This window comes from Wolbachia endosymbiont (group B) of Limnophora tigrina, from assembly GCF_964263235.1.
In the GTDB taxonomy this organism is placed as follows: Bacteria; Pseudomonadota; Alphaproteobacteria; order Rickettsiales; family Anaplasmataceae; genus Wolbachia.
In genome coordinates this window covers 665,537-691,850 of sequence record NZ_OZ181655.1, presented here as the reverse complement: position 1 = coordinate 691,850, position 26,314 = coordinate 665,537, and the positions used below count along the sequence as shown (strand labels likewise).

Here is a 26,314-nt window from a genome sequence, read left to right as displayed (position 1 = left end):
AGGTTACATTGCCTCCTGTCATCCAAGTAGCGGATAACATAGAAACGAAAAACTTACTTGACACATTTTGCCAGCCCCCTTATCATGACGTGTATAACAATGTTACAAAAAATAATATCATAGGGTTCTCTCCACTTTTTCTGGGTAAGGTCAGAATTTCCTCTTAAGCCTTTAGCTCCTCAAATACTTCACTTGCTCTATTTAAAACAGAATCAGGAAAACCAGCAAGTTTTGCTACATGTATTCCATATGACTCATCTGCAATGCCTTCAATTACTTCATGTAGAAAGATAACCTCTCCGTTCCACTCTCTTATTTTTACACAAAAACATTTCACGTTCTTCAAGTATTTGCTTACTTTAGTTAATTCATGATAATGAGTTGCAAAAATGGCGCGGCACTTATTTACATTGTGAATATGTTCAATCACTGCCTGTGCAATAGATAATCCATCATACACTCCTGTGCCCCTACCAATTTCATCAAGTATCACCAAGGAACGATCTGTTGCCTGATTTACTATCGTTGCTGTTTCGATCATCTCTACCATGAAGGTAGAATAACCAGCTGTTATATTATCTGTTGCACCAACCCTGCTAAATATCTTATCAATCACTCCAATATGCGCACTCTCTGCTGGCACAAATGACCCCATGTGAGCTAAAACTGCAATGAGAGCGTTTTGCCTCAAGAAAGTGCTTTTTCCAGCCATATTAGGACCAGTAATTAGATGTATACCAGCTAAATTGATGCTATTTGCAATGAATTTATCGTTAACTTCAACCACTGGATGTCTTCCACTACAGATATTGAACTCTTTACTGTCATCGATAATGGGTTTTACGTAATTATTTTGCACTGCAAGCTCCGCAAACGTGGCTCTAATATCAAGTTTTGCCAAAGCATTTGCAGCAAGAGCAATTTTTTCAGATTCTTTAGCGACTTCACTACACAGTTCACTAAAAATTTTCACTTCTAAGCCGATTGCAGCATCACGTGCCGTAAGAATTTTATTTTCTAGTTCTTTCAATTCATTAGTAGTGTAGCGCATGCTATTTGCTAAGCTTTGTCTATGAATAAATATGTCCGAAGTTATTTTGTGATTTGCTGACACTTCAACGTAATAACCAAGTATATTGTTGTGTAATATTTTGAGTGCGGCAATGCCAGTTAGGTCGCGATAAGACTCACGGAGTTTGGTTATCAGTTTATTACTATTATTTAGTATGTAGGATAACTCAGATAGTTCCTGGTTATATTTTGGATTGATAAACCCTCCTTCTTTTAAGGAACTAAGGTTGTTATTAAGCACAGCACTATCTAAAAGCTCAAACAGGTCTTTATGATTACCAAGACTTTTATGTATTGTGCTTAGTTCACTCTCGTCACTACTTATCACCTGAGTAGTAAACACTGGTTCCTTTTGTCTGGTCAAGCACTGGAATGACATCTGAGAGTTAATTGCTGGTTTTTCACTTAAACAATAATTATGCAAGGTAGACAGAAACTCAGATAACTCTAAAGTTTTTCCTAGGCCTATTTTTAATAGGTTCATATCCTTTGGTGAACCACGTCCTAGTATTAAGCGCGATAAAGACCTCTCAATATCCGGAATGTTAGATAATATCTCTCGTATTTTTCTGCGTGGCTCATGATTATTTACAAAAAATTGAGCGGTGCTGAGCCTCAAATTGATTGCCTTGGAGCAAGCAAGTGGTGAAGCGAGCATTTGTTTGAGCAGGCGTCCACCAGAGGCTGTAACTGTGTGATCAATAACTGAAATTAGTGAACCTTTCTTTTCACCAAATTGAGTTGAGAATAACTCAAGATTTCTCCTTGCTGAAGCATCAATAAGCATGAAATTTTGTTGCTTATAGGTTTTTGGGAATTCAAGCCTTGGAATGGAGTCCCTTTGTGTTACTCTGACATATTCAAGCAGCGCACCGCACGCCATGATTTCTACTTTGCTGAAATTTCCTATACTCCCAAGTTCCCTGATTTTATAAAACTCGCATAACGTTCTGTGAGATTTACTATACTCAAAAAAACTCTGTGCGTGTTGTGTAATTGATATTTTATAATTTTTTAAAATCGATCTAATTTTTTCGTCCTCAGTGAATTTTTCAGAAATTAATAATTCTCTTGGTGATATACGCAATAAATCACTATCTAGAGCTTTCAAATTCGTTAAAGTGTGAAAAAATTTTCCCGTTGATAATTCAAGCCAACTAATAGCATATTCGTCATTTTGTTCAACTATGGATGCGAGATAATTATTGCTTTTATCCTCCAGTAGCGAATCTTCTATAATTGTACCTGGAGTTACAACTCGTACTACATCACGTTTTACTATGGATTTATAGCCCCTCTTTTTTGCTTCATCAGCAGTTTCTAATTGGTCACAGATTGCTACTTTGAATCCTAAATCTATTAGCTTGTGTAGGTAAGATTCGCTACTGTGTGCTGGCACTCCACACATTGGTATTTCTTGCCCATTTGAATTGCCCCTCTTGGTTAGCACTATATTCAGTAATTTCGCAGCTTTAATAGCATCATCGAAAAACAACTCATAAAAATCTCCTAGCCTATAAAATAGCAGATGATCCTTGTATTGAGCTTTCAGGTTCAAATATTGTTCCATCACAGGGGTGTTTTTTTCTCTTACGAAGCTCATAATATTTTTTAATATACTGTATTGATAATAAATTCAACGTTATTATAGATTATATTGCACATACATAAAATTTAAATAGGTGTATAGAGAGGAAAATTTAAAACAATTAAATTTCCTGGATCCAAGTAGTCAGGACACTTGGATGACACCCTCCTTGTATGTATTATAGCAAAAGTGACTTACGACAATTTGAAAAACAAAAATTTGTCATTCCGCTACTCGTTAGCGGAATCTATACCGCGAATGAATCCATAGCTGTACGAACATTCATTTTTGAAGGTAAATTGTACAGCAAATGGTGTCATTCAAGTAGCTGACACTGGAATCCAGCTTCTATGCAACCTCATCAAAAACATTCATTTAGTGTAAGATCAGCTACTTTCCATGCTAGTTTGCTTGTTCACAAGCAAACTTTTCTGGATCCCAGTGTCAAGCACTGGGATGACATCATAGGAGCGCTGGGATGACACCCTCCTGCTAGAGAATGTTCGTACAGTTGTAGAATGAATCGTGGTATGACGTGTTACTTGGGTCAGCTATATGTAGGTTGTGGCCCTTCTTTATCATTTGCGGCAGTTGCACCATCAACAGATATTTCAGAGCTAACAGTGCTAATAGTTTTTTCTATCGCTTTAGCCTGTTCATAGTCTTGACTCAAAAAATATACGGCCAGTCCAACAGCTATACTAGCAATAAGAACAAGTGCTATCATTACACCTGGTATAATACCACCAGAAAGACTTACTGCAACACACACACCAGCAACACTAAGAAAACCACCAATTATCATGCCAGGCACCAAACTGCCTATCATAGCGCTTTCTTTTTTCGTGTTAGCTTGTTTTTTCATACTTTTAATAAGCTGTATTAAATAGGACTTGATCTGACACTTAAAATAAGTAAGTTATAAAATAATAAAAGAAAGGAGTGTTAGAAATGAGTACAATACAAACAAAAATACTAAAACCAAAGCTAGGGTTATTAGAGCTAGCAAAACAACTAGGAAATGTATCTCAAGCATGCAAAGTGATGGGATACTCAAGAGATACATTTTATCGGTTTAAGGAGTTATATGAAAATGGAGGAGAGGAAGCATTACATGAAATAAGTAAGAAAAAACCGCTATTAGCGAACAGAGTTTCCGACGATATAGAAAGAGCAGTGATTGGTATAGCAACAGAATTTCCAGCATATGGGCAAGAAAGAGCTGCAAATGAACTGAGAAAAAGAGGTATAATAATTTCTCAGGGAGGAGTAAGGTCTGTATGGCTAAGAAATGACCTTGAAACTCTCAAAAAGAGACTTAAAGCGCTAGAGACAAAAGTAGCTTAAGAAGGAATCATTTTAACTGAAGAACAACTTACAGCTTTAGAAAAAGTTAAAGAACAAAGGGAAGCTCATGGTGAAATTGAGACACAACATCCAGGTTATTTGGGTTCTCAAGATACCTATTATGTGGGCAATATCAAAGGTATAGGGCTAATTTATCAGCAGACTTTTGTTGATACTTATTCGAGAGTTGCAATGGTTAAACTTTACACGGACAGAACAGCTATTACAGCTGCAGACCTCCTCAACGATAGAGTTATTCCATTTTTTGATGAGCAGAAAATTCCATTATTACGCATTCTAACTGATAGGGGTACAGAGTATTGTGGCAAGCCAGAAAATCACGCTTATCAGTTATATTTGGGAATCGAAAATATCGATCATTCTAGAACCAAAGCCAACTCTCCACAAACCAATGGCATATGTGAAAGATTTCATAGAACCATGCAAGATGAGTGTTACAATATTATCTTTAGAAAGAAAATCTACAATTCTTTGGAAGATCTACAGATTGATGTTGATTATTGGTTGCGTTCTTATAATGAGACAAGGCCTCACTCGGGTAAGTATTGCTATGGCAAAACACCTATGCAAACGTTTTTTGATAGTAAATATATTGCTTTTCAGAAAAACATTAGTAGCATTAAACAAGAGCCTGATATTAGTTTTGACTACCTCAATTCTTCTGTCAGTTAATTCTTGTCTGTCACATTAAATCTTGTCTTTTACACTTTAGGTAACTATAAGAAAGCAAAAGAGTTGCTTGAACGGGCTTTACCTATTTTTGAGAAACATTACGGTCTTGATCACGTTCAAGTTGCTAAACAACTGACAAACCTAGGTAATGCTTATGGGAATTCAGGTGATTCTCAGAAACAAAAGGAGTTGCTTGAATGAGCTTTACCTATCCTTAAGAAACATTATGGTCCTGATCATTTTGAAGTTGCTAAATCACTGGCAAACCTAGGCGTCTCTTATGGAAATTCAGGTAATCTCCAGAAAGCAAAAGAGTTGCTTGAGCGGGCTTTAGGAATCAAAGAGGAACACTATGGTCCTGATCATTTTGAAGTTGCCAGCACACTAGAAGACCTTGGTATCATTTATGGTGCTCTAGGTGATCTTCAAAAAGCAAAAGAGTTGCTTGAACGAGCTTTAGCAATTGACGAGAAACATTATGGACTTGATCATTTTCAAGTTGCCATTGCACTGACGAACCTCGGTATTGCTTATTATGCTTTAGGTGATTATAAGAAAGCAAAAGAGTTGCTTGAACGAGCTTTTTTAGCAATTCGAGAGAAACATTATGACTCCGATCATTTTGAAGTTACTATAAAAATGATAAACCTAGGCAACGCTTACGGTGCTTTAGGTGACCATGAGAAAAAAAGGGAGTTGCTTGAACGAGCTTTATCTATTTTTGAGAAATATTATGGCTCTAATCATTTTCAAGTTGCTAAACTACTGGTAGAATTAGGTATTGCTTATGGTGCTTTAGATGACCACGAGAAACAAAGGGAGTTGCTTGAACGGGCTTTAGCAATTGACAAGAAACATTATGGCCCTGATCATTCTAAAGTTGCTAAACTACTGGCAGAACTAGATGATATTTAGGCTTTTAGCAATACTAGATTAACAATAACTCATTTGAGCTATACTTCCAAAACTAATCTATTTGGATCTTCTATATAATTTTTTATTTTAACAAGGAAAGTTACTGCTCCTTTGCCATCCACTATTCTGTGGTCGTAAGAGAGGGCAATGTACATCATAGGTCTGATCTCTATCGAATTGCCCACAGCAACTGGCCTGTTTTGTATTGAATGCATTCCAAGTATTCCAGATTGTGGAGGATTTATTATCGGAGTGGAAAGGAGTGAACCATATACTCCGCCGTTTGAGATAGTAAATGTTGCGCCTTCCATTTCTGATACTTGCAGCTTACCCTCGCGTGCTTTTTTACCAAGTGCAACTAAGGTCAACTCAATTTCGGCGAATGACATCTGGTCAGCATTTCGAATAACTGGCACAACAAGGCCTTTGTCAGTACCAACAGCAACACCTATGTCATAGTAATGTTTATATATGATTTCATCGCCTGAGATCTCAGCGTTAATTTCAGGGATCTCTTTCAGTGCTTGCACCGCTGCCTTTATAAAAAACGACATAAAACCAAGTTTTATTCCATATTTTTTTTCAAAAGTGTCCTTATATTTTGCTCTTAGATCCATGACATTTTTCATATCAATTTCATTGAACGTGGTCAGTATTGCGGCAGTATTTTGCGACGCCTTCAAACGAGCGGCAATTACTTGCCTTATTTTGCTCATTTTTACTCGTTCCTCTCTTTGCTCTCCACTTACTATACTTTTTGGCAATTCATATTGTTTTATTGCAGGCTGTTCAGCTTTGTTCATGTGGCCTATCACATCTGCCTTTGTTACTCTGCCTCCCATGCCAGTTCCTTTGACACTTTCTGCATTAATTGCATTTTCTTCCATAATTTTCCGAGCTGATGGAGCATCTTTTTTAGCAGAACTTTCGCTTTTATCTTCTTTTCTCGCTTCCTCTTTTACTTCTCCCACGGAAAGCTTCGCTAACAATTGATCAGGACTTATTACATCATCTTCTTTTACAAGAAACTCAGTTATCTGTCCTGAAGCTTCTGCAGTTAACTCGAGTGCTGTTTTGTCAGTTTCAATTTCAAAGATCAAGTCATCTACTTTTACTGCTTCGCCAATATTTTTCTTTATTTTTACTATACCTTCCGTAACTGACTCACCACCAAGAGTTTTTGGCGCTCTGATTTCTATAATTTTGCTCATAAAACAACTTCCGTATAAAACTTTCTATAGATTTATACATGAAAAGGGACATGTAATAAACTAATAAATTCATTGAGGCTCTTATCATTTAGAAGTGACAAACGGATAACATACTCCCAAATGTCATTCCAGTGCGTGATGCTAGGCCATCTTGACAAATTTCGCCAGCCCCGTCTCTCGGCTATGGTATTGCTAATCAAACAATGACTATGCAAAAGACCTAATAACATGTATAATCCATAAATAATTTTTGAGGTAGATTGTGAAACTAGGTGTTAATATCGATCACGTTGCAACCCTCCGCAACGCACGCGGAACTTCCTACCCAGATCCATTGAAAGCAGCAGAAATAGCCATTGAAGCTGGAGCAGACTTTATTACTGTACACTTACGAGAAGATAGAAGGCATATTAGAGATAAAGACGTATTTAACCTAAAAAAAAGCATTAGCACTGAGCTAAATCTTGAAATTGCAGCCACGGAAGAAATGCTTGAAATAGCAAAAAAGGTAAAGCCCTATTCGATTAGTATAGTACCAGAAAAAAGAGAAGAATTAACAACCGAAGGTGGCCTGGATATCATTAATATGCACAGCAAACTTTCTAGTATAATAGAGGAAATGCATAGCTCTAGCATAAAAGTCTCACTGTTTATCGATCCAAATATTAATCAACTAAAATATCTTGAGAAGCTAGAGATAAAACCTGACATAATAGAAATTCACACAGGGGATTACTGTGATAATCCATCAGAGAAAAAGTTACAGTTAATTACTAATGCTGCAGAGTACGTCAATAAATTAGGAATAGAATGCCACGCAGGACATGGCATAACTTATAAACACGCTAAGAAGATGACAAGAATACCTCACATCTCAGCTCTTAACATAGGCCACTATTTAATTAGCGAAGCTGTATTTTACGGTTTACACATCGTAGTAAAAACAATGAAAATGACAATGTCTAACTAACTGCTGCTTTTTCCTTCTCATTTAAAATACTTAAAAGAGTTTGGCTTGCTTTAAATTTTACCCTTGTCTTTTCAGGAACAGTCATGATCTCACCATTTTGAGGGTTACGACATTGTTTCTCCTGACTTATAGCAGTAGAAAATGTTCCTATTCCATGCAAACGTATTTCACCTTTCCCATGCAGCTCATCCTTTATTATTTTAATAAACGCATCATGAATCTTGCTCAAATCAGATTTTGTTATATCTATATTCTGACCAGAACAATCTTCTTTTAATTGTTTTATTATATCTTCTTTACTCATAAATTACCTTAATATTGAAAAATCACACAAATAGCATATTATGTTGACACCGATAGTCAACTAAATTCATCACAAAAATAGAGGATATTATACACTTTTGCAAATATTTGTATAATACTTACAAAAAAACACCACTATAAAATAACTATCTCTTAGAAAATTGACACTTTTTCCGAGCTTTATGTTGACCATATTTCTTACGCTCAACAACACGTGAATCTCTAGTTAAGAACTCACCATTACGTAATATAGAATGCAAATCTTGGCTTACACTACTTAAAGCTCTGCTTATTCCATGAGCTAGAGCACCTGCTTGACCAGATAGCCCTCCACCTTTTACAGTTGCAAATACATCATATTTGTCTAACGTAGAAGTTGCTACAAATGGCATTTTCACTATTTGACACACTGACTCTCTTTTAAAGTAAGAAATTAGATCATCTTTTTTGTTAACGCTAAATTTTCCACTTCCAGGCTTTATCCATACTCTTGCTACAGATTCTTTTCTTCGGCCTGTAGCATATAAACGACCAAGCGAATCAACTGCTGATTTAATTGTCTTTTCTGACCAATCATTATTATTTATTGTAGAACTCTTCATTTTTACTCCATTACTTTTTATTTTTACGATTCAAAGAGGCAAAATCTATCTTTTCAGGTTGCTGCCCTTGATGCTTATGCTCTGAACCAGAATAAACATACAAATTTTCAAAGCGTCTACGCGCCATAGGGCCATCATCAAGCATCCTTTTCACTGCCATTTTTATTACACGCTCAGGAAATTTGCCATTTAAAATATTATCTGGAGTAGTTTTCTTCAAACCACCAGAATAACCTGTATGCTTATAGTAAATTTTATCTTTAAGCTTCTTCCCGGTAAAATGCACCTTTTCTGCGTTGATAATAATTACATTATCGCCACAATCCATATGAGGTGTATACTCAGGTTTATGCTTTCCACGCAATAGTGTCGCTACAAATGCTGCAAGCCTTCCTACCACTAATCCTTCTGCATCTATGACAAACCATTTTTTGTCGATTTGTTTCTCTTTTAAGAAAAAAGTTTTCATTGTAATTTAACTAAACAATAGTAAGCTACTATATACTTAATTTCTCAATAGTGTCAACAACATTAGTTATTGATTATTAAAGTAATTTATGTTAGTAATTGAGCTGCACAACCAATATGCACAGAAAGTAGAATGTTTCGATTGATTATTACATTTGCGATCATTTTTGGTACTATAAGTTGCTATGCAACCGATATGGGAGAAGTTATAAGCAAAGCGATCAAAAATAGCTCAAAAATAAAGTCTCAATTTTACCAATATAAAAGCGCAGAAAAACAGCTTAAGTCTTCTGGGTTAGCTGGATTTTTACCTGACATTAGTTTGCAGTACAGTTTTGATAGTAATTTTAATCTTTATAATCAATCTAATTTACCTGGAAAACGTCTGATATTAAGCCAAAGGATAATAGATGGCGGTGGCACCTTTGCCACATTCAGTCGATCAAGTCATCTTCTCAAAGCAGAAAAAATGCGATTTCAGCAATTAAAACAAGAGGTTGCACTTAATGCTGTGAAAGCATATGTTGGTGTTTTACAAAAGACAGAAATATTAAAGCTCAGAGAACATAAAGAACGCGTTTCTTTGGAACATTTGTCAGCTATGAAAAAACGCTTTTCCCTTGGAGAAGTTACTAACGCTGAAGTTTTGCTAGCAAAAGCAAAATTTTCGTCTTCTATATCCGAAAGAGTTGATGCTGAAGGTAAATTAAAGTTGGCAAATATTGCTTATTATCATTTGATTGGCGAAGATGCTGATGACCTTTCTGAGGCTAATGATAAATTACCTTCTGTTCCAGAGCTAAATGAATGTTTACAATTAGCAAGAACCAATAATTTATCCCTAAAAGCAGCAATTTATCAAAAAAGAGCAGCCGGAATGGAAGTGATTGCTGAAAGCTCCAAGTGGCTTCCTTCTTTAAATCTCAGCGCAAGCAAAAATTTTGTGAAGGATGGTGTAAAATTAGACAAGCTATTAGAAAATGTTCATATAGTTTTTACTCTTGATGTTCCAATCTTTAAAAAAGGAGCGAATGCTTTTGGTGTCAGTAGAGCTAAAATGGATGCAAAAAAATCTACCTACGATTATTATGAAACGGCAAAAAATATAGAACAAGCAGTTGTAAATGCTTGGAATAATGTGCTAACAGCAAAAGCCATTATTAAAGCAAGTCAAGAAGCGGAAAAAGCAGCAGCTTTAGCATTGGAAGGAGTTGAGCAAGAGGTAAACTTAAGTTTAAAGAGTACATCTGACCTTTTGGACACTGAAGATGCATTATTTAAAGCACGTTCAGACTTAGTTGAAGCAAAAAGCAATTATGTGATTAGTGTTTATAATTTGCTTTTTATAATAAATAGTATAAATCTCTAAATTTAATGGTATTAGCACTATGCATGATGAACAAGGCAATCAATCTGTAAAAGATATTCTAGAAGATATAAAAAAAGCTATATCGGGTAAAAACGCAAGTAACGATAAAGCAGAAATAAAGGATGAAAATGATGATGTGCTATACCTTGAGGAAGAGTATCCAGAAGACATGGAAGAAGATGGCAAAAAAGAAAATGGTAAAGAAGAGAACATTGATAATGATGACCAAAGTAAGGAAATGGCTTGCAACAATAACCAATTTAATGGCCATAGCTACAATTCAGAAGAAAAAAAAGATATTTATTTGTACGATAATATCCAAATGAGTAATAACAAAGCGAGTAATAGCGGCTTACAAGCGCAAAATAACGATCATCTAATTTTAAAAGAGAATATGGAAGAGATCAAAGCGCTGCTTGGAAAAATGCAAAACGAATTGCAGCATAAACAACAAAAAAGAGCGAATCTTACTGTTGAAGAATTAGTTACATCTCTTTTAAAACCTCAGCTCTCAGAATGGCTGAATAAATATCTACATGCACTGGTAAAAGAAGTAGTTGAAAAAGAGCTCAAAGATATAATCAATAATAAGTAGGGTATTAGCAATAAAAACTAGAGTAAAGACGGCTAGAGGCAGAAAACTATCTTCAACAAGGTGGCTACATCGTCATTTGAATGATCAGTATGTGCGAAAAACTAGCAAGGATGGTTATAGGTCACGCTCAGCATATAAGTTGGTAGAAATGGATAATAAATTTAAATTATTCCAAGAAGGGCAAAAAATTATTGATCTTGGTGCTTCTCCTGGTGGATGGTCACAAGTCACGTCTCAGAAAGGTGCAAATGTAGTTGCTCTTGACATGAAACCAATGAACGCAATTAATGGAGTAGAGTTTATACAATGTGATATTATCAACGGGCTTGAAATTTTAAGAGAAAAATTCAAGGATCAAAAATTTGATGTAATTTTATCTGACATGGCGCCCGAATCTTGTGGTTTAAAATCGTTGGATCATATCAGAATTATGCTTTTATGTGAGGCAGCGCTCAATTTTGCAAAGCGTTTCTTGAGCCATGGTGGCACGTTTGTAGTAAAAATTTTCCAAGGAGAATCTGATAAAGATTTTTGTAACGAGCTAAAAAAAATGTTTAAAACAGTAAAATATTTTAAACCAAAGTCAAGTAGATCTGAATCTACAGAAATGTATTTGGTAAGTTTAGGCTTTATTGGCAGCAGACCTCCTATATAATATTAACCCAGGTAGCCCGCAGAAACGAAAAAACTTCCTTGACAAACTCCGCCAGCCCCCTTATCATGAAACTGAAGCTATTTATTTATCTTCGCAATCTCTGCAGTGGATTAATGATAAAAAAACTTAATGTATTTGGCATGCTTAATTTTTTGCACTATGTGCACCTCATGTCTTTATAAAATGTTATACCTTTATCATTCACTTTTGAAAATACTATAGTTTGCTTATGAGCAACCTGGATCCCAGCGTCAGCTACTCGATGATAAAAGGAAGAAATATCGGAGTGACAAGATAGTGTGCTAGACTTTATATCTTTTGCATTCAAACTCACACAAATCATGAATTATACACGTTTCACACGAAGGCTTTTGCGCTTTGCAAACATATCTACCATGCAAAACTAGCCAGTGATGAGCATAAAGCAGGTATTCTTTTGGAACTACATTTAAAAGAGATTGCTCTGTTTTAAACACATCTTTTTCTCTCACAAGTCCAAGTCTATTGCTTACTCTAAAAACATGAGTATCAACTGCCAATGTTGGAATACCAAGTCCTGAATTTAAGAACACATTAGCGCTCTTTCTCCCAACCCCTGGTAAAGATACCAAATCATCGAAATCAGTAGGCACTTCGCTATTGTACCGCTCAATCAATATTTTGCTGAGCCCGATTATGTTTTTTGCTTTGGAATTATATAAACCAATACTGCTTATACGTTTTCTCAGCTCACTCTGCCCAAGGCTCAGCATTTTTTCTGGAGTATCAGCAATTTTAAATAGTTCTTTCGTAATTTTATTGACACTCACATCGGTCGTCCGTGCTGATAAAACTATTGCAACCAATAACGTAAAATGATTGGTATAATTTAGCTCTATTTTTGGCACAGGATTTGATTGTTGAAACTTTTTAAATATTAGTTCTATTTTTTTTGAATCCATTTCATTTATCACACCTCTTTTAAAGAATTAAGAAAAGAACCCCTCTTTCCCATCATACAAATACAACTTATCCATTCTCACCACGTCAAAGCTATTTTCTTCGAGTTTGATTAGCAAGTTATTTACATCACTATTTGTAATAGCTTGCTTTTCATTATTTGCAATAAACCTACAGGTTATTTGGTCACTTAAAGATTTTGAACTTCCTGGCCAAATTGCCAGTCCTTTTGAGTATATTGCTACCATTTGCAGATTACTTGATTCAAATAATCCTACTATTTGATCAAAATTGCTGGATTTGTCCCAAGCAAGCGTTATATCACTACCCACTAGCTTTTTAACTTTGTAATCTTGTTCGTAATTGTCTTGTACTTTATTTATTTTACTATCTGAACCACTGCTAATTATAAGCTCAGCAGGTTTCTTTTCTAGATTATCTATAACAGCTTCTGCAAATTCTTTTGTACCAACTTTCTGTTTACTTCTTTTCTCCTTATACAAATCGGCAGTGTGTATTCCATCCTCCAAAGTCTTGAGCCATGCATCGTAAACCAGCTTTGCAGTACCCACTTGACCTATGTAAATTAGCATATGCACTGCAGCATTTAAAAGACCAGAAGGATTAGCTATGTTTTTTCCTGCAATATCAGGAGCAGAACCATGAACCGCTTCAAACATCGCATATTCATTACCTATATTGCTACTTCCAGCGAGTCCCACAGATCCAGAGGTTTGTGCGACTATATCTGATAATATGTCGCCATATAGATTTTCAGTTACTATAACATCGAAATTCTCCGGTTCTGTGGCAACACGTGCCATTCCAATATCAACTATATAATGTTCTGCCTTTATGTCCTGGTATTCCTTTGCAATGCGATCAAACGCTGCATGGAAAGTTCCATCAGTCATTTTCATTATGTTGTCTTTAGTCAGGCAAGTTATTTTCTTTCTATTATGTTTTTGCGCATATTCAAAAGCGTATCTGCATATTTTCTCTGAACCAGATCTAGTAATAATTTTAGTGCATTGGTAAGAATCACCAGTGAGCCTATGCTCTATTCCGGTGTAAACGTCCTCTTCATTTTCACGTATTACTACGATATCAAACTTATCAAATTTATTTTCTATAACAGGATGATACGAAATACACGGTCTGATATTTGCATATAACCCTAGGTTCTTTCTGAGCGCTACATTTAAGCTTTTGTGGCCTTTACCTTGAGGAGTTGTTGTTGGAGATTTTAATAATATTTTTGTCCTTTCAATTGATTCCCAACCACTTGGAGAAATGCCGTGAGACCATTCCTTACTATAAACACGCTCACCTATTTCAATAATATCCATTGAGATCTTCGCTTTCGCTTCGAGCAATATCGACAGCACCGCTTCCATAATCTCTGGTCCGATACCGTCGCCATACGCAACTGTGATTGGTGTTGACATAACTTTCCTAGTTATAAATGATTTAATGTTAATTCAAATAATAGAGTGGCACAAGTAGCTAGTATTGCACAAATTAGTATATTTACGATTATTTAATAACATATTTTTATACTAGTTATGTCACAGTAGAACATGGGCAAAGTATGGATACTAAAGTAAGTTATGCAGGGATTCTGAGGCGAGCTTTAGCATATGTAGTTGATACTGTTTTATGGATAACAATAGCATTTGTTATAACCTTTTTTCTATATTTTCTACATCATTCATCTACATCATTATATGATGTAGATGATAATTACAAAACAGTTACCCGCATGATAATTTCTACGGCAGTACTACCAGTATATGTAATGTTTAATATACTAATGACAACAAGATTTGGTGGCACTCCAGGAAAATTACTGTGTGGCATATATATAAAAGATGCAAATACATTTACAAACGTAACCCTAATGCAAGCAACAATAAGATACATTTTTAGGGAAGGCATTTGGGTTATTTATAATTTTCTGTCTTATCTTCTGCCTGGCTATGTTTCTGGATGCCTTTTTATTATACTAACTTTAGTTTTAATGTTTGCAATATTTGATCAACGCAAGCAGACTTTTTATGATAAAATTGCAAAAACAGTAGTAATAGACTATAAACCTAGTTGATATTTTTCTTTAGTTGTTACCACCAAGGGTGTTATTCCAGCGCGTGACGTTAGTTAGAATCCAAAAACCATGAGAGCTACAAAAACTTCCTTGACAAACTCCGCCAGCTCCCTTATCATGATACTGAAGGTATTCAGTTATCTTCATCTGTGCAGATTAAACAGCAAGAAAACAACGTAGTTGGCGTCTTATTTTTAATTTTTTGCACTATGTGCACCTTATGTCTTCACAACATTTCTGGGTTTTTACCTATATAAGCTGAAACGCGCTTATAAGTCGTTTAAGACAGTATAGTACGCCAATTTGCAGGATTAGAGAGTGACAACTAGCTAACACGGGATTTCTTTTGCCTTTTTTTCTGCCTAGTAAATTTCTTAAACATTTTAGCTAAGGTTAGTTGCACTTAAAAGCAGCTAAATCGCAGTGTTTAAGACTTAAAAAAACGCCAAATACTGAAAATAAACAATGACCAGGGCTTCTTTTGCCTTTTTTTATTTGGTAAATTTCTTAAATATTTATGGCTAAAGTAATTTAAGAGACCGAAAATGGTCAGCACATGATGCTGGTTCACTCTATGACGGTGTCATCCCAGTGCTTCGACTACTTGGATCCAGTTTTCTTTACAAATTCACCAAAAGTGCTTCATTCTATAACGCAAAACCCATATTCACCAAACCCAATGCATTACTTGCAATTAAGTTTCCTGGATCCAAGTAGTCAGGGCACTGGGATGACAAGAAGAGGGCACTGGGCCGTCATAAAGGAATCAGTGTCAGCTACTTGGATGACACCATTATAGAGTGAACCAGTGTCAGCTACTTGAGTGACACCCTTTCTAGCAGAAACTGCTCCTCAAATCACAACGTTCGTACAGCTGCGTTTTAGATTAGGCACTAATGCATTACTTCCAATACCTTCTTACCAATCACTGCAGGGGTTTCAGCAATTGCAATCCCGGCGCTCCGCATAACTTCTAGTTTTGCACCAGCACTTCCACCACTGGAAGAGATGATTGCTCCAGCGTGTCCCATACGTCTTCCTGGAGGTGCTGTTTGACCTGCTACAAAACCAACGATTGGCTTTTTAGTTTTTTCTGTTTTCACAAAATGTGATACATCTTCTTCTTCGTTTCCACCTATTTCACCAATAACTACAATACCATGAGTATCGTCATCTTTTAAAAAGAGCTCCATACAGTCGACAAATGTCATACCATGAACTGGATCCCCCCCAATTCCGATACACGTGGATTGACCAAGACCAACAGCGGTTGTTTGTGCTACTGCCTCGTAAGTTAAAGTTCCGGAGCGAGACATAATTCCTATGTGTCCACGCTTATGGATATGGCCAGGCATAATTCCTATTTTGCACTCTTCAGGCGTAATAATTCCCGGGCAGTTGGGACCAACCAATCGACTTTTTGAATCAACAAGCGCGCGCTTAACTTTCACCATATCAAGTATAGGAATGCCTTCTGTAATACAAACTATCAATTCTATTTTTGCATCTATTGCTTCAAGTATTGCAGCAGCAGCAAATTTAGCAGGTACATATATTACCGTAGCATTCGCATCAGTTTTTTCTCTAGCTTCTGCTACAGTATTAAAAACCGGTAAATTAAGGTGAGTGCTATCACCCTTTCCAGGAGTTACACCGCCAACCATTTTCGTCCCGTAGTCAATAGCTTGCTCTGAATGAAACGTACCTTGTGCACCAGTAAAACCCTGGCATATTAATCTTGTATCTTTATTTACTAAAACGGACATGCTTTATTTTACCTCTTTTACTATCTTTTGCGCAGCTTCATCTAGCTCATCTGCAGCAATAATATTTAATCCCGACTCTTCTAAAATTTTTTTTCCTTCTTCAAAATTAGTACCTGATAATCTAACCACTAGAGGAACTTTAATGCTCATTTCTTTTACAGCCGCAACAATTCCACTTGCGATAATATCGCAACGCATTATACCACCAAATATGTTAACCAAAATTCCTCTTACGTTGCTATCAGACAATATGATTTTAAATGCTTCAGTTACAGTTTCTTTACTCGCTCCACCACCAACATCCAAAAAGTTAGCAGGCTCTGCTCCGTAGTATTTTATTATATCCATTGTTGCCATAGCAAGACCTGCACCATTTACCATGCAACCAATACTGCCATCCATTTTGATGTAACTGAGCCCATACTTTGAAGCCTCTATCTCTTCTTTCACTTCTTCATCATAATCACGAAGTTCCATAATTTCTGGGTGACGATATAAAGCATTGTCATCGAAATTAATTTTCGCATCGAGCGCAATAAAATCTCCAGAACTTGTTTCAACCAGTGGATTAATTTCAATTTGGCTCGCATCAGTTGCAATAAACGCATCATATATATTTTTTGCAACATTTGTTATTTTTTCTATTTGTTCTGAACTCAAATTAAAACTGCTGCTTAACTTGCTGCTATCAAAACTTGTAGCAAGATCAATATCAAATTTCACAATTTTTGCGGGAGAATTTTTCGCCACTTCTTCGATGTCCATTCCACCTTCTGAGGAAAATATGAATATTGGCCTACTGAGCTTCGGGTCAATTACCAGGCTTAAGTAATACTCTTTCTTAATGCTTGAGCCTTCTTCAATATATACTCTTCTTACTTGCTGCCCGCTTGGCCCTGTTTGATGAGTAACTAAAGTCATACCAATCATGTCTTTTACAAACTGTTGAGCTTCTTCAGCTGACTTTGCTAGCTTTACGCCACCGGCTTTACCCCTACCACCTGCATGAATTTGAGCTTTAACCACAAACACGTCAGATTTTAATTGACTTACTTGAGTCTTTACTCCTTCTGCAGATATAGTGACAAAACCTTTTGGCACCGGGACATTAAATTTATGCAAAATCTCTTTTGCTTGATATTCGTGAATATTCATAAAACAACCAATGATAAACTATTAAAAAATTACCAACCGTAACGCTGCCTTCTGCATTCTTGCTGGTGCCTCTTTTTTCTCGCTTCAGCTTTCTTTTTAGCTGTTTTTTCTGATTTTTTTTCATGATATTGTTTTTTCATTTTCAACCCTCTTCCTTCCTTTTGAATTGTTTTTTTCAATATTGGAAGAGCTCTGTCTACATCACCATAATGGACTGATACTTCAATCAAACTCTATACCTCCTTCGGTAATCATTTTAAAATTTATTTATAAATTAGAAAATTAACATTGTCAATTATTTTATAAACTTGAGCGTTAAACTGCAATATGAACGAAATGCCTTTAAAAGCTCTAACTATTAAAAGCGTTAAAACTTCTGCTAGTATCGGGGCGGAGAGATTTGAACTCCCGACCCTTTGGTCCCAAACCAAATGCGCTACCAGGCTGCGCTACGCCCCGACTTCTTTACTCAGAGTATCAATAACTCAGGCAAAATGCAAGATTCATTTGTTTATTTTAGAAAAAATATAATATAAGATTTAATATTATTTTAGAATATGTTTTTTATTAGCTCCTCTTTAGTAGCAAACTGCTTCGCAGGCGGCCTATAGAGTTTGTACAGTTAGCGCGTGCAACACTGAATCAGATTTCTCTATGGCCCAAACCTTAGCCATATTTAAAAATCTAGCTACACCAATTGGTGAAAGTTAGTGCAGCAACCACAGCAGTATCGACCCTTAAAATTCTTTTTCCTAGACTCAATTTTTGACAAAACTTACCGGCAAGATCAAGTTCATAAGATGAAAAACCACCTTCAGGGCCAACAATAATAGCAACATTTTTCTTACCTTTCAGCACTTTATCAGCTTTACCTGTTTCATCACATAAAACAAAATTTTTACTCTGGGAATCAGGTAACTCACAAAAGTTAATAGGAGGCAAAATCTCTGGTATACTCATCCTACCGGATTGTTCCGCAGCTTCGATTGCCTGTAATTTTGCTCTACTTAGGTTAATGTTTTTTACTACTGTACGTTCCGTTGAAATAAATTGAATGCAGGTTACTCCCATTTCAGTTGCCTGTCTTACTATGTTGCCTAAAGCACCACTTTTTACCATGGCACAATATAAGTATAAATTTTCCTCATATTGCTGTTGTTTAGTGCATTCTTTGAGTGTAACTTTTGTTAATTTACGCGATATATTAACTACTTCTCCTAACCATTCTCCATCCTTTCCATTAAAAAGAGAGAGATTATCATACTTCTTAAGCCGCATTACATTGCAAATATAGTGACTTTGTTGTGGATTAAGTGCTAAACTCATGCCTTGTGATAAAGCTTCTTCAAAATAAAGCCTAATTTTTCCCATTCAAAACTTTAATTATATTCTACTTGAGTGACTCTTACGGGATTTGAACCCGTGTTACCACCGTGAAAGGGTGGTGTCCTAACCACTAGACGAAAGAGTCAATGCGAATTAACTCAAGTTATATTGATTATGCACATAAAGTCAATCCAATTGTTTTACGACACAAGCAGTTTTTATGAAATCCCAACTTATGATAAGAGTGATTTACACCCACTTAACAAGTGGTGGCATTGACATCATAATTGCATCTGGATTGCCGTCAGTCATTAAACCAAACCTTGTGCCACGATCGTATAACAGATTGAATTCTACATATCTGCCACGTTTTATTAATTGATTTTCTCGTTGTTCTTTTGTCCAAGATTTTTGTATATGTTTACGTATGATGTGCAAATAAATTTCCAAAAAGGCTTCACCTACTGCTTTTGTGAACTCAAAATCATTTCTCCAATTGCCAGAACTCAGATTATCATAGAAAATACCACCAATGCCACGCGGCTCTTTTCTATGTGGTAAGAAAAAATAGTTGTCACATTGCTCTTTAAATTTTGGATAATATCCGGTGTCAAATCTATCACATGTTATTTTGATTGATTCATGAATATACTTGCAATCTTCTTCATTTTTATATATTGGCGTAAAATCCATCCCTCCACCAAACCATTGTTTTGAAGTATATATCAGCCTTGTGTTCATATGTGCTGCAGGGATAAGGGGCGATTGCATATGAGACACTAAAGATATACCGCTTGCCCAAAACTCTCCGTTACTTTCACTTGCACCAGAAACTTCATTAATGGCTGAATCTGCAAATTTTCCGTGTACTTTTGAAACGTTTACTCCAACTTTTTCAAAAACATTGCCAAAAATAATTGTAGATTCACCACCTCCACCACCTGGGCGATCCCACTTTCTTTTTTCGATCTTTGGCTCTGCGGATGATTGTTTTTCAATTAATAAGAAAGATTCTATGATCTTATCTCTTAGTGCACAGAACCACTTAAATGCTTGTGTTCTTTGTTTTTCCATAATATCCTCTCGCTAGCTTATTAACATTGTTATATCTGATATTTAAGGAACTTAATTAGATTTGGATGATAATTATCTATCAAAGACGTTAATAAATCTATAATAATTAAATCAATATAATAAAACATTTTCGTATGTACAACGATGCCAAGTAACAATAATGAGTAAAAGATACATAGATAACAAAAAAGAGAACAGGGTTGACTTCATACTAAGAAATTATGGAATGTCAATTGTTGTGATGGCAGTTATTATGCTCTTACCTCCAGTAGCAATATCGATACTCTACTTTTTTGATATATATAGTCAGCATATTAATATAGAGATTAATTTATTAGTTAGCATTCTAACAACTCTCTTTATGATATATAATGTAAAACGCTACAGACACCTACTTAATACTATAGAATTTCAAAATGCAATATTTGCAAATGCACTAAATCATAATACAGAATTTTGCCTTATTTTACATAGAGATGAGGGTATTATTTATGCTGATGCAAGGTTCTACGAAAGGTTTAAAGATCATATAGATGATGACATTACGTTAGGCAAGATTTTTGAAATAGGAGATGTTTCAGAAGAAGACAAAAAAGTACTCTATCATGCACTAAAAAATAACTCTTCTGTACAAGTATGCATTTCCTTAAACAAGAAGAATAGAGTATCTAACTTTCTTTTGCTCTTTGAGCCGATACCAGATAATTCCCAAATTGCTATAAATAGTAATAAGATTTTAAATTTATCATTAGTGCCAATAGCAAGGCCAGATGGGTATTTTGTGTTAAAAGCAACACAGATAAACAAGGAGCAGATATATGAAGAGTTAATAGAAAAACACAGTATAGGAACTTACATTGCAAATGCCAAAGGGGTGATTTTATCTGTAAATAAAAGATTTTTAGATATATTTGAACTGAAAAAACTGGAAAAAGGTAGCTCGATCAGTGATTTTATATCTCAATCTAAATATAACAATACAACAACCGATAATGAAATTTTGTTTTTTACTATAAGTGGTATTCCATTCAAGGCTTATATGAGCACTGCTATATTTTGTGATAAATACAACCATAGCTATATATATGGCTTTATAACACCAACCGAATCAAATATTGTTGATTATCAATTACACCCTTGTTTTGCAAATTCATCAATTGCTATTGCACAATGTGACATAAACGGCAACTTTGTAAAGAAAAATACGGCACTAATAAAGCTTGCAGGGTCAGATAATAATTCAATCTTTACATTGATATTAGATAGTTATCATGTGAAAATACGTGAATATTTTTCGAGTAATAGAATAAATAATGCGTCCTTTGATGTACAGCTCAACGGCGATAATAACATAAAAATATATTTCAATAAGTTTCTTCATAATAAAATGATCTTCATACTTTGTTATTTTATTGACAATACTGAACACAAAAACCTAGAGATAAAGCTTGAACATTATCAAAAGATGCAAGCTATAGGGCAGTTAGCAGGTGGTATTGCGCATGATTTCAACAATATATTGACTGGGATAATAGGATTTTGCGATTTGCTTTTACTCCAACATTCAGCTGGTGATCCATCTTTTGGAGATATAATACAGATACAGCAAAATGCAAAGCGTGGATCAAATTTAGTAAGGCAATTGCTTGCTTTTTCAAGAAGACAGACCTTACAGCCAAAAATTATTGATGTAAATAGTACTATAGCTAATCTTTATGAAATGATAAAAAGATTAATAGGTGAAAATATAAAATTTAATATTTATTATGGTAGAGACTTGGGTGCTGTTAGGGCTGATCAAGGGCAATTAGAGCAAGTTATACTTAACTTAGCAGTCAATGCTAGTGCTGCTATGGAAAAGGGCGGAGCATTAACTATACGAACCTTTAATCAAAAGATTAACTCACTGAATTCTACACCTCAGGACATGTTTTCTCCAGACAAGGAAACGATCGAACATGGAAATTATGTTGTGATTGAAGTAATTGATACTGGATGTGGAATGACAAGTGATACAATTGAAAAGGCATTTGACCCATTTTTTTCTACCAAAGATATTACCTCTGGTACAGGTCTTGGCCTCTCTACTGTATATGGCATTATTAAACAAACTGAAGGATACATCTATGTTGCTAGCAAAGTAAATCATGGAACTAAATTTAGCATATTTTTGCCCATGGTTTACATATCAGATGAAAATCTGAGAGAGGAAGATAGTGAAGAAATAGAAAGACCGGTAGTAAGTGAAATTAAAGGTAATGGTATAATTTTATTGATTGAAGATGAAAATTCAGTAAGGGAATTCATCTCTAAAGCACTAAAAAGAAAAGGATTTGATGTAATAGAAGCGAGCATAGGCAGCGAGGCGCTAGAAATAATCAGTAAAAAAAATCAACACATAGATCTAATAATCACTGATGTAATCATGCCAGAGGTGAGTGGTCCAGAAATAGTTAAAGAAGCATTGATCCATAGGCCAAATATCAACGTTATTTTTATTTCTGGGTATGCAGAAGATGCTTTTTTAAAGAGTGATGACATCAATATAGAAGATTTTCACTTTTTGCCAAAACCATTCACTCTGAATGAATTAGGAAACAAGGTTCAAAGTGTGTTACACAAAGCAAAAAAGACAGTCTAATTTTAGTGTGATTAGCAACAAAAAAATTTTCTAATGCAAAAGTTTCTTGCATATATACAATAGAATTATTTTATACATAAGATAAAAGGCGTGAGCAAGATTATTGCAATAGTAAATCAAAAGGGTGGAGTTGGCAAAACCACAACTAGTATAAATTTATCGACAGCCTTTGCTGCTGTGGGAAAAAGCACTTTATTGGTAGATCTTGATCCTCAAGGAAATGCTAGCACCGGACTCGGGATTTCTTATCGTAGTAGGGAAGAAAAAAATATATACAAAATACTACTGAGCAGCGAAAATAAATTGATAGAATCGGCAATTTTCAATATAAAGGAAATTCCAAATTTATCACTAATTTCGTCAGTAGTTGATCTGTCAGCTGCAGAAATTGAATTATCGCAACTTGAGCGAGGAAAATTTGTGCTAAAAAGCGCATTAGAGAAGATACGCGATAATTATGAGTATATAATCATCGATTGCCCTCCATCACTTGGGCTTCTAACCATAAATGCTTTGACTGCTGCTAATTCTATTATTGTTCCTCTTCAGTGTGAGTTTTTTGCTCTGGAAGGATTAAGCCATTTAGTTAAAACTGTAGAACTGATAAAAAGGAATAACCTAAACCCTTTTTTGGCAATAGAAGGGATCGTGTTAACAATGTATGACAGGCGCAACAAACTTAGTGAACAGATTAAAAATGATATTTGCCAGTATTTAAATGATAAAGTATACAAAACCATTATTCCATTATATGAGACTATTATTCCACGTAACGTACGGTTATCAGAAGCGCCTTCTCATGGAAAACCAGCTATTGTGTATGATCTTAAGTGTTCTGGTGCACAAGCATATATAAGTTTGGCAAGGGAAATTTTAAAAAAGCATGCGAGCAGTTGTAAGGAGAAGAAGCTAGTGAGTGAGGGCGTGGTATGAAGGATGATAGACGCCTCGGCAGAGGTCTTGCCGGCCTCATAGGCGATAATCATGATAATAAAGAAGATCGACAAGAGTATTTGCCTATTTCATTACTGCACCCAAGCAAATTTCAGCCAAGAAAATATTTTGACGAAGAGTCATTAAAAGAACTTGCAAATTCGATAGAGAAAAATGGCATTATACAGCCTATCGTGGTACGTAAAGACTCAAATAAAGATGGCTATGAAATAATAGCTGGGGAACGTCGTTGGCGAGCAAGCAAGATTGCAAATCTTGATAGTGCACCGGTTATCATAAAAGATCTGAGCGACAAGGAATGTTTAGAAGTATCCATCATTGAAAACATACAAAGGCAAGATATTAATCCAATAGAAGAAGGTGAAGCTTACAGAAAACTGATAGATGAGTTCTTCTATACACATGAAGAATTAGCTTCAGCTATAGGCAAAAGCCGCAGCCACATAACCAATATGACTCGGATGTTATCACTCCCTGATGGGGTAAAAACAATGATCAACGAGAAAAAGTTGTCTATGGGTCATGCAAGAGCGTTGATTAATGTTGAAAATGCAGAAAATATTGCAGAAAAAATAGTTTCTCAAGGCCTGAGCGTTAGACAAACTGAAAAATTGATAAAAGACTTACAACAAAATAATGATCAAAAAGAGCATAAGTGTACTAAAAATCAAGATATGGCAGCACTAGAAGGTGCTATATCTTCTCAACTTGGTTTAAAGATCAAAATTAATGACAGTAATTCTAAGGGTAAAGTTATGATACGGTATAATAATCCAAATGAATTGAATTTAATATTAAAAATTTTAAATAGGAAACTTGAGTGCTAGTAGAGCAAAAAGATAATATAAAATACAACTGTTGGTGTCACCCAAGTAGCATGGAGAGACAAAAATCACTTGACAAACTCCACCAGCCCCCTTATCATGAAACTGAAGGTATTCAGTTATCTTCATCTGTGCAGATTAAACAGCAAGAAAACAACGTAGTTGGCGTCTTATTTTTAATTTTTTGCACTATGTGCACCTTATGTCTTCACAACATTTCTGGGTTTTTACCTATATAAGCTGAAACGCGCTTATAAGTCGTTTAAGACAGTATAGTACGCCAATTTGCAGGATTAGAGAGTGACAACTAGCTAACACGGGGTTTCTTTTGCCTTTTTTTCTGCTTAGTAAATTTCTTAAACATTTATGACTAAAGGTTAGTTGCATTAAAAAGCAGCTGAGTCGCGGTTATTAAACGTTTAAAACATAAAAAAACGCCAATACTGAAAATAGACAATGACCAGGGCTTCTTTTGCCTTTTTTTTCGTTTGGTAAATTTCTTAAATATTTATGGCTAACATGAACAAACATTTGAGAGTAACTTCCGCTAGTAGGGTGTCACGCACTGGGATGACAGGAGAAGGAGGCTACTTGCATGACACCATTCTTTTTCCTGGATCCAAGTAGTCAGCTACTTGCATGACACCATGTAGTTGTTGAGACTGCTTGTCATTCCAGTGCTTGACACTGGAATTCAGACTTTAACTGATATGATTACAGAAAGAGAATTTATTAGGTAGTTATAGACACTGAAAGTGGTAAAACTTACCACTTTCAAGTAAAGAAAACCTCAACAAAGGTTTATGATATAATGTGATAGTGGTGCTTCTTAAAGAAGCACCACGTACATAAGATTTTTTTGAGGCTTGTAATACCTATTTACATTTATTTGTAACGGCTGTCACATAGAAAGCTCCTGCGAGCATGCTTGCACTGTACTTGGTGCTATTGCCGTTACAATCTTAGGAGCACCAAAAAATACAGCAGTAAACACACCTAATGCAAAAAGTGCAGGCCATGGCATTCTGCCAAATATTGCAAGTAAAGCTGCACCTATTATCACTATTGTGATCATCGGCCCACCTAAGCTTTGAGTATACCCTATTATTTTGCATATTACTGTTGACGTTTCATCATTAGCAGCATTTGCGTCAAACGCAAAGGAGAGAATTAACGCCACAAGTAGAAGAAAATTTTTCATTATGCCTCCTATAGTTTCTATTTCACTAGATTATCCTTCACTTTGATTAAGTTTAAGTCAATGATACAGGAAGTATCATTGACTTAAACTTTTTAAGACTGTTTACACTTATACTTCCCTGATCCTGCAGATTCCTCTTGCAATGTTTGCCCAGCAGGACACGTCTCGCACTTACTTGCTGTACCTGGTGCTATTTTTGAGACGACAGCAGGAGCACCAAAAAACACAGCAGTAAATGCACCGAGTGCAAAAAGCGCTGGCCACGGCATTCTACCGAATATTGCAAGCAAAGCTGCACCTATTATCACTATTGTAATCATCGGCCCACCTATGCCGTGAGTATAACCAATTATTTTGCATATTACTGCTGATGTTGCATCTAGATCAGCACGTGCATCAAACGCAAAGGAGAGAATTAAAGCTACAAGTAGAAGAAAATTTTTCATTATGCCTCCGATAATTTCTATTTAATGCTGGATTATCCTTCACTTTGATTAAATTTAAGTAAACGGTAAGGATTTTTTTGCTTAAAAGTATCCTTTA

27 protein-coding genes, 2 tRNA genes and 1 pseudogene are annotated in these 26,314 nt (G+C 35.5%); 13 read left to right on the top strand and 17 right to left on the bottom strand.

Annotation, left to right across the window (positions count from 1 at the left end; genetic code table 11):
* Nucleotides 1–163: 163 nt before the first annotated feature.
* Nucleotides 164–2,674 carry a DNA mismatch repair protein MutS gene (gene mutS, locus ACE38O_RS03500; protein WP_374698253.1) on the bottom strand — a complete coding sequence of 837 codons (2,511 nt, stop codon included), beginning with the start codon at nt 2,672–2,674 and terminating at the stop codon, nt 164–166.
* A 335-nt stretch (nt 2,675–3,009) separates the two neighbouring features.
* Here mutS and ACE38O_RS03495 point away from each other — a divergent pair, with 335 nt between their 5' ends.
* On the top strand, nt 3,010–3,141 hold the full coding sequence (locus ACE38O_RS03495) for a hypothetical protein (RefSeq protein ID WP_374698252.1): 132 nt from the start codon (nt 3,010–3,012) through the stop codon (nt 3,139–3,141).
* A 65-nt stretch (nt 3,142–3,206) separates the two neighbouring features.
* On the opposite strand, the gene ACE38O_RS03490 is transcribed toward ACE38O_RS03495, so the two are convergent.
* Complete coding sequence (locus tag ACE38O_RS03490; RefSeq protein ID WP_374698251.1) at nt 3,207–3,524, bottom strand: hypothetical protein; 318 nt, start codon at nt 3,522–3,524, stop codon at nt 3,207–3,209.
* Between the two features lie 86 nt (nt 3,525–3,610).
* Between ACE38O_RS03490 and ACE38O_RS03485 the strand changes: the two are divergent.
* From ACE38O_RS03485 to ACE38O_RS03475, 3 genes and pseudogenes are all read left to right on the top strand, one after another.
* Nucleotides 3,611–4,699: pseudogene (locus tag ACE38O_RS03485) on the top strand (IS481 family transposase).
* Nucleotides 4,700–4,702: 3 nt separating this feature from the next.
* On the top strand, nt 4,703–4,900 hold the full coding sequence (locus ACE38O_RS03480; protein WP_374698250.1) for a tetratricopeptide repeat protein: 198 nt from the start codon (nt 4,703–4,705) through the stop codon (nt 4,898–4,900).
* Nucleotides 4,901–4,909: 9 nt separating this feature from the next.
* On the top strand, nt 4,910–5,614 hold the full coding sequence (locus tag ACE38O_RS03475) for a tetratricopeptide repeat protein (RefSeq protein WP_374699075.1): 705 nt from the start codon (nt 4,910–4,912) through the stop codon (nt 5,612–5,614).
* Nucleotides 5,615–5,652: 38 nt separating this feature from the next.
* Here the strand turns inward: ACE38O_RS03475 and odhB are convergent, their stop codons facing one another.
* Nucleotides 5,653–6,825 carry a 2-oxoglutarate dehydrogenase complex dihydrolipoyllysine-residue succinyltransferase gene (gene odhB, locus ACE38O_RS03470; protein ID WP_374698249.1) on the bottom strand — a complete coding sequence of 391 codons (1,173 nt, stop codon included), beginning with the start codon at nt 6,823–6,825 and terminating at the stop codon, nt 5,653–5,655.
* Nucleotides 6,826–7,087: 262 nt separating this feature from the next.
* Here odhB and ACE38O_RS03465 point away from each other — a divergent pair, with 262 nt between their 5' ends.
* Nucleotides 7,088–7,795 (top strand): pyridoxine 5'-phosphate synthase, encoded by a 708-nt coding sequence (locus ACE38O_RS03465; protein ID WP_374698248.1) that lies wholly within the window; start codon nt 7,088–7,090, stop codon nt 7,793–7,795.
* On the opposite strand, the gene ACE38O_RS03460 is transcribed toward ACE38O_RS03465, so the two are convergent.
* The 3 genes from ACE38O_RS03460 to rplM all read right to left on the bottom strand — a co-directional run bounded on the left by ACE38O_RS03460 (nt 7,788) and on the right by rplM (nt 9,169).
* On the bottom strand, nt 7,788–8,099 hold the full coding sequence (locus ACE38O_RS03460) for an HU family DNA-binding protein (protein WP_264688310.1): 312 nt from the start codon (nt 8,097–8,099) through the stop codon (nt 7,788–7,790). The two genes, ACE38O_RS03465 and ACE38O_RS03460, sit on opposite strands and share 8 nt — an antisense overlap.
* 145 nt (nt 8,100–8,244) lie before the next feature.
* Nucleotides 8,245–8,700: a 30S ribosomal protein S9 gene (rpsI, locus tag ACE38O_RS03455; RefSeq protein ID WP_374698247.1), complete on the bottom strand. Its 456-nt coding sequence runs from the start codon at nt 8,698–8,700 to the stop codon at nt 8,245–8,247.
* Nucleotides 8,701–8,710: 10 nt separating this feature from the next.
* A complete protein-coding gene (rplM, locus tag ACE38O_RS03450; protein ID WP_253309391.1) occupies nt 8,711–9,169 on the bottom strand; it encodes a 50S ribosomal protein L13 in 459 nt (152 codons plus the stop codon).
* A 132-nt stretch (nt 9,170–9,301) separates the two neighbouring features.
* Between rplM and ACE38O_RS03445 the strand changes: the two genes are divergently transcribed.
* The 3 genes from ACE38O_RS03445 to ACE38O_RS03435 all read left to right on the top strand — a co-directional run bounded on the left by ACE38O_RS03445 (nt 9,302) and on the right by ACE38O_RS03435 (nt 11,787).
* Complete coding sequence (locus ACE38O_RS03445; protein WP_374698246.1) at nt 9,302–10,537, top strand: TolC family protein; 1,236 nt, start codon at nt 9,302–9,304, stop codon at nt 10,535–10,537.
* Between the two features lie 19 nt (nt 10,538–10,556).
* Nucleotides 10,557–11,132, top strand: a complete 576-nt coding sequence (locus tag ACE38O_RS03440) for a PopZ family protein (RefSeq protein ID WP_374698245.1) — start codon at nt 10,557–10,559, stop codon at nt 11,130–11,132.
* Nucleotides 11,133–11,208: 76 nt separating this feature from the next.
* Complete coding sequence (locus tag ACE38O_RS03435; RefSeq protein WP_374698244.1) at nt 11,209–11,787, top strand: RlmE family RNA methyltransferase; 579 nt, start codon at nt 11,209–11,211, stop codon at nt 11,785–11,787.
* A gap of 302 nt (nt 11,788–12,089) precedes the next feature.
* On the opposite strand, the gene nth is transcribed toward ACE38O_RS03435, so the two are convergent.
* Both nth and icd read right to left on the bottom strand, forming a co-directional pair.
* Nucleotides 12,090–12,728, bottom strand: a complete 639-nt coding sequence (gene nth / locus ACE38O_RS03430; RefSeq protein ID WP_374698243.1) for an endonuclease III — start codon at nt 12,726–12,728, stop codon at nt 12,090–12,092.
* Between the two features lie 27 nt (nt 12,729–12,755).
* On the bottom strand, nt 12,756–14,174 hold the full coding sequence (gene icd / locus ACE38O_RS03425) for an isocitrate dehydrogenase (RefSeq protein WP_374698242.1): 1,419 nt from the start codon (nt 14,172–14,174) through the stop codon (nt 12,756–12,758).
* Between the two features lie 143 nt (nt 14,175–14,317).
* On the opposite strand from icd, the gene ACE38O_RS03420 reads away from it, so the two are divergent.
* Together ACE38O_RS03420 and ACE38O_RS03415 are read left to right on the top strand one after the other, a co-directional pair.
* Nucleotides 14,318–14,830 (top strand): RDD family protein, encoded by a 513-nt coding sequence (locus ACE38O_RS03420; RefSeq protein WP_374698241.1) that lies wholly within the window; start codon nt 14,318–14,320, stop codon nt 14,828–14,830.
* Between the two features lie 556 nt (nt 14,831–15,386).
* On the top strand, nt 15,387–15,629 hold the full coding sequence (locus tag ACE38O_RS03415; RefSeq protein WP_374698240.1) for a hypothetical protein: 243 nt from the start codon (nt 15,387–15,389) through the stop codon (nt 15,627–15,629).
* A 94-nt stretch (nt 15,630–15,723) separates the two neighbouring features.
* On the opposite strand, the gene sucD is transcribed toward ACE38O_RS03415, so the two are convergent.
* The 7 genes from sucD to hemF all read right to left on the bottom strand — a co-directional run bounded on the left by sucD (nt 15,724) and on the right by hemF (nt 20,151).
* Nucleotides 15,724–16,596, bottom strand: coding sequence for a succinate--CoA ligase subunit alpha (gene sucD, locus ACE38O_RS03410; protein ID WP_265033078.1), 873 nt, complete (start codon nt 16,594–16,596; stop codon nt 15,724–15,726).
* A 3-nt stretch (nt 16,597–16,599) separates the two neighbouring features.
* A complete protein-coding gene (gene sucC, locus ACE38O_RS03405; RefSeq protein ID WP_374698239.1) occupies nt 16,600–17,751 on the bottom strand; it encodes an ADP-forming succinate--CoA ligase subunit beta in 1,152 nt (383 codons plus the stop codon).
* Nucleotides 17,752–17,780: 29 nt separating this feature from the next.
* Nucleotides 17,781–17,981, bottom strand: a complete 201-nt coding sequence (gene rpsU, locus ACE38O_RS03400; protein ID WP_374698238.1) for a 30S ribosomal protein S21 — start codon at nt 17,979–17,981, stop codon at nt 17,781–17,783.
* A gap of 155 nt (nt 17,982–18,136) precedes the next feature.
* Nucleotides 18,137–18,210 (bottom strand) — tRNA-Pro (locus ACE38O_RS03395).
* A gap of 225 nt (nt 18,211–18,435) precedes the next feature.
* A complete protein-coding gene (locus ACE38O_RS03390) occupies nt 18,436–19,122 on the bottom strand; it encodes a 16S rRNA (uracil(1498)-N(3))-methyltransferase (RefSeq protein ID WP_374698237.1) in 687 nt (228 codons plus the stop codon).
* Between the two features lie 28 nt (nt 19,123–19,150).
* Nucleotides 19,151–19,222 (bottom strand) — tRNA-Glu (locus tag ACE38O_RS03385).
* A 104-nt stretch (nt 19,223–19,326) separates the two neighbouring features.
* Nucleotides 19,327–20,151: an oxygen-dependent coproporphyrinogen oxidase gene (gene hemF, locus ACE38O_RS03380; protein ID WP_374698236.1), complete on the bottom strand. Its 825-nt coding sequence runs from the start codon at nt 20,149–20,151 to the stop codon at nt 19,327–19,329.
* 160 nt (nt 20,152–20,311) lie between these two features.
* Here hemF and ACE38O_RS03375 point away from each other — a divergent pair, with 160 nt between their 5' ends.
* The 3 genes from ACE38O_RS03375 to ACE38O_RS03365 all read left to right on the top strand — a co-directional run bounded on the left by ACE38O_RS03375 (nt 20,312) and on the right by ACE38O_RS03365 (nt 24,573).
* On the top strand, nt 20,312–22,792 hold the full coding sequence (locus ACE38O_RS03375) for a response regulator (protein ID WP_374698235.1): 2,481 nt from the start codon (nt 20,312–20,314) through the stop codon (nt 22,790–22,792).
* Nucleotides 22,793–22,882: 90 nt separating this feature from the next.
* Nucleotides 22,883–23,725 carry a ParA family protein gene (locus tag ACE38O_RS03370; RefSeq protein ID WP_374698234.1) on the top strand — a complete coding sequence of 281 codons (843 nt, stop codon included), beginning with the start codon at nt 22,883–22,885 and terminating at the stop codon, nt 23,723–23,725.
* Nucleotides 23,722–24,573, top strand: a complete 852-nt coding sequence (locus tag ACE38O_RS03365) for a ParB/RepB/Spo0J family partition protein (protein ID WP_374698233.1) — start codon at nt 23,722–23,724, stop codon at nt 24,571–24,573. Before ACE38O_RS03370 ends, ACE38O_RS03365 begins: the two co-directional genes overlap by 4 nt.
* Nucleotides 24,574–25,471: 898 nt before the next feature.
* On the opposite strand, the gene ACE38O_RS03360 is transcribed toward ACE38O_RS03365, so the two are convergent.
* Together ACE38O_RS03360 and ACE38O_RS03355 are read right to left on the bottom strand one after the other, a co-directional pair.
* The gene (locus tag ACE38O_RS03360; protein WP_374698232.1) at nt 25,472–25,771 is read right to left on the bottom strand and encodes a TrbC/VirB2 family protein; all 300 of its coding nucleotides are present in this window, start codon (nt 25,769–25,771) and stop codon (nt 25,472–25,474) included.
* A 92-nt stretch (nt 25,772–25,863) separates the two neighbouring features.
* Nucleotides 25,864–26,217, bottom strand: coding sequence for a TrbC/VirB2 family protein (locus tag ACE38O_RS03355; RefSeq protein WP_374698231.1), 354 nt, complete (start codon nt 26,215–26,217; stop codon nt 25,864–25,866).
* Nucleotides 26,218–26,314 lie beyond the last annotated feature (97 nt).

Bases quoted from the DNA above. Each gene is read 5' to 3' on its own strand.
- mutS (WP_374698253.1), bottom strand. From the start codon at position 2,674: ATGAGCTTCGTAAGAGAAAAAAACACCCCTGTGATGGAACAATATTTG.
- ACE38O_RS03495 (WP_374698252.1), top strand. From the start codon at position 3,010: ATGCAACCTCATCAAAAACATTCATTTAGTGTAAGATCAGCTACTTTC.
- ACE38O_RS03490 (WP_374698251.1), bottom strand. From the start codon at position 3,524: ATGAAAAAACAAGCTAACACGAAAAAAGAAAGCGCTATGATAGGCAGT.
- odhB (WP_374698249.1), bottom strand. From the start codon at position 6,825: ATGAGCAAAATTATAGAAATCAGAGCGCCAAAAACTCTTGGTGGTGAG.
- ACE38O_RS03460 (WP_264688310.1), bottom strand. From the start codon at position 8,099: ATGAGTAAAGAAGATATAATAAAACAATTAAAAGAAGATTGTTCTGGT.
- rpsI (WP_374698247.1), bottom strand. From the start codon at position 8,700: ATGAAGAGTTCTACAATAAATAATAATGATTGGTCAGAAAAGACAATT.
- rplM (WP_253309391.1), bottom strand. From the start codon at position 9,169: ATGAAAACTTTTTTCTTAAAAGAGAAACAAATCGACAAAAAATGGTTT.
- ACE38O_RS03445 (WP_374698246.1), top strand. From the start codon at position 9,302: ATGTTTCGATTGATTATTACATTTGCGATCATTTTTGGTACTATAAGT.
- ACE38O_RS03440 (WP_374698245.1), top strand. From the start codon at position 10,557: ATGCATGATGAACAAGGCAATCAATCTGTAAAAGATATTCTAGAAGAT.
- nth (WP_374698243.1), bottom strand. From the start codon at position 12,728: ATGGATTCAAAAAAAATAGAACTAATATTTAAAAAGTTTCAACAATCA.
- icd (WP_374698242.1), bottom strand. From the start codon at position 14,174: ATGTCAACACCAATCACAGTTGCGTATGGCGACGGTATCGGACCAGAG.
- ACE38O_RS03420 (WP_374698241.1), top strand. From the start codon at position 14,318: ATGGATACTAAAGTAAGTTATGCAGGGATTCTGAGGCGAGCTTTAGCA.
- ACE38O_RS03415 (WP_374698240.1), top strand. From the start codon at position 15,387: ATGATGCTGGTTCACTCTATGACGGTGTCATCCCAGTGCTTCGACTAC.
- sucD (WP_265033078.1), bottom strand. From the start codon at position 16,596: ATGTCCGTTTTAGTAAATAAAGATACAAGATTAATATGCCAGGGTTTT.
- sucC (WP_374698239.1), bottom strand. From the start codon at position 17,751: ATGAATATTCACGAATATCAAGCAAAAGAGATTTTGCATAAATTTAAT.
- ACE38O_RS03390 (WP_374698237.1), bottom strand. From the start codon at position 19,122: ATGGGAAAAATTAGGCTTTATTTTGAAGAAGCTTTATCACAAGGCATG.
- hemF (WP_374698236.1), bottom strand. From the start codon at position 20,151: ATGGAAAAACAAAGAACACAAGCATTTAAGTGGTTCTGTGCACTAAGA.
- ACE38O_RS03375 (WP_374698235.1), top strand. From the start codon at position 20,312: ATGAGTAAAAGATACATAGATAACAAAAAAGAGAACAGGGTTGACTTC.
- ACE38O_RS03365 (WP_374698233.1), top strand. From the start codon at position 23,722: ATGAAGGATGATAGACGCCTCGGCAGAGGTCTTGCCGGCCTCATAGGC.
- ACE38O_RS03360 (WP_374698232.1), bottom strand. From the start codon at position 25,771: ATGAAAAATTTTCTTCTACTTGTGGCGTTAATTCTCTCCTTTGCGTTT.
- ACE38O_RS03355 (WP_374698231.1), bottom strand. From the start codon at position 26,217: ATGAAAAATTTTCTTCTACTTGTAGCTTTAATTCTCTCCTTTGCGTTT.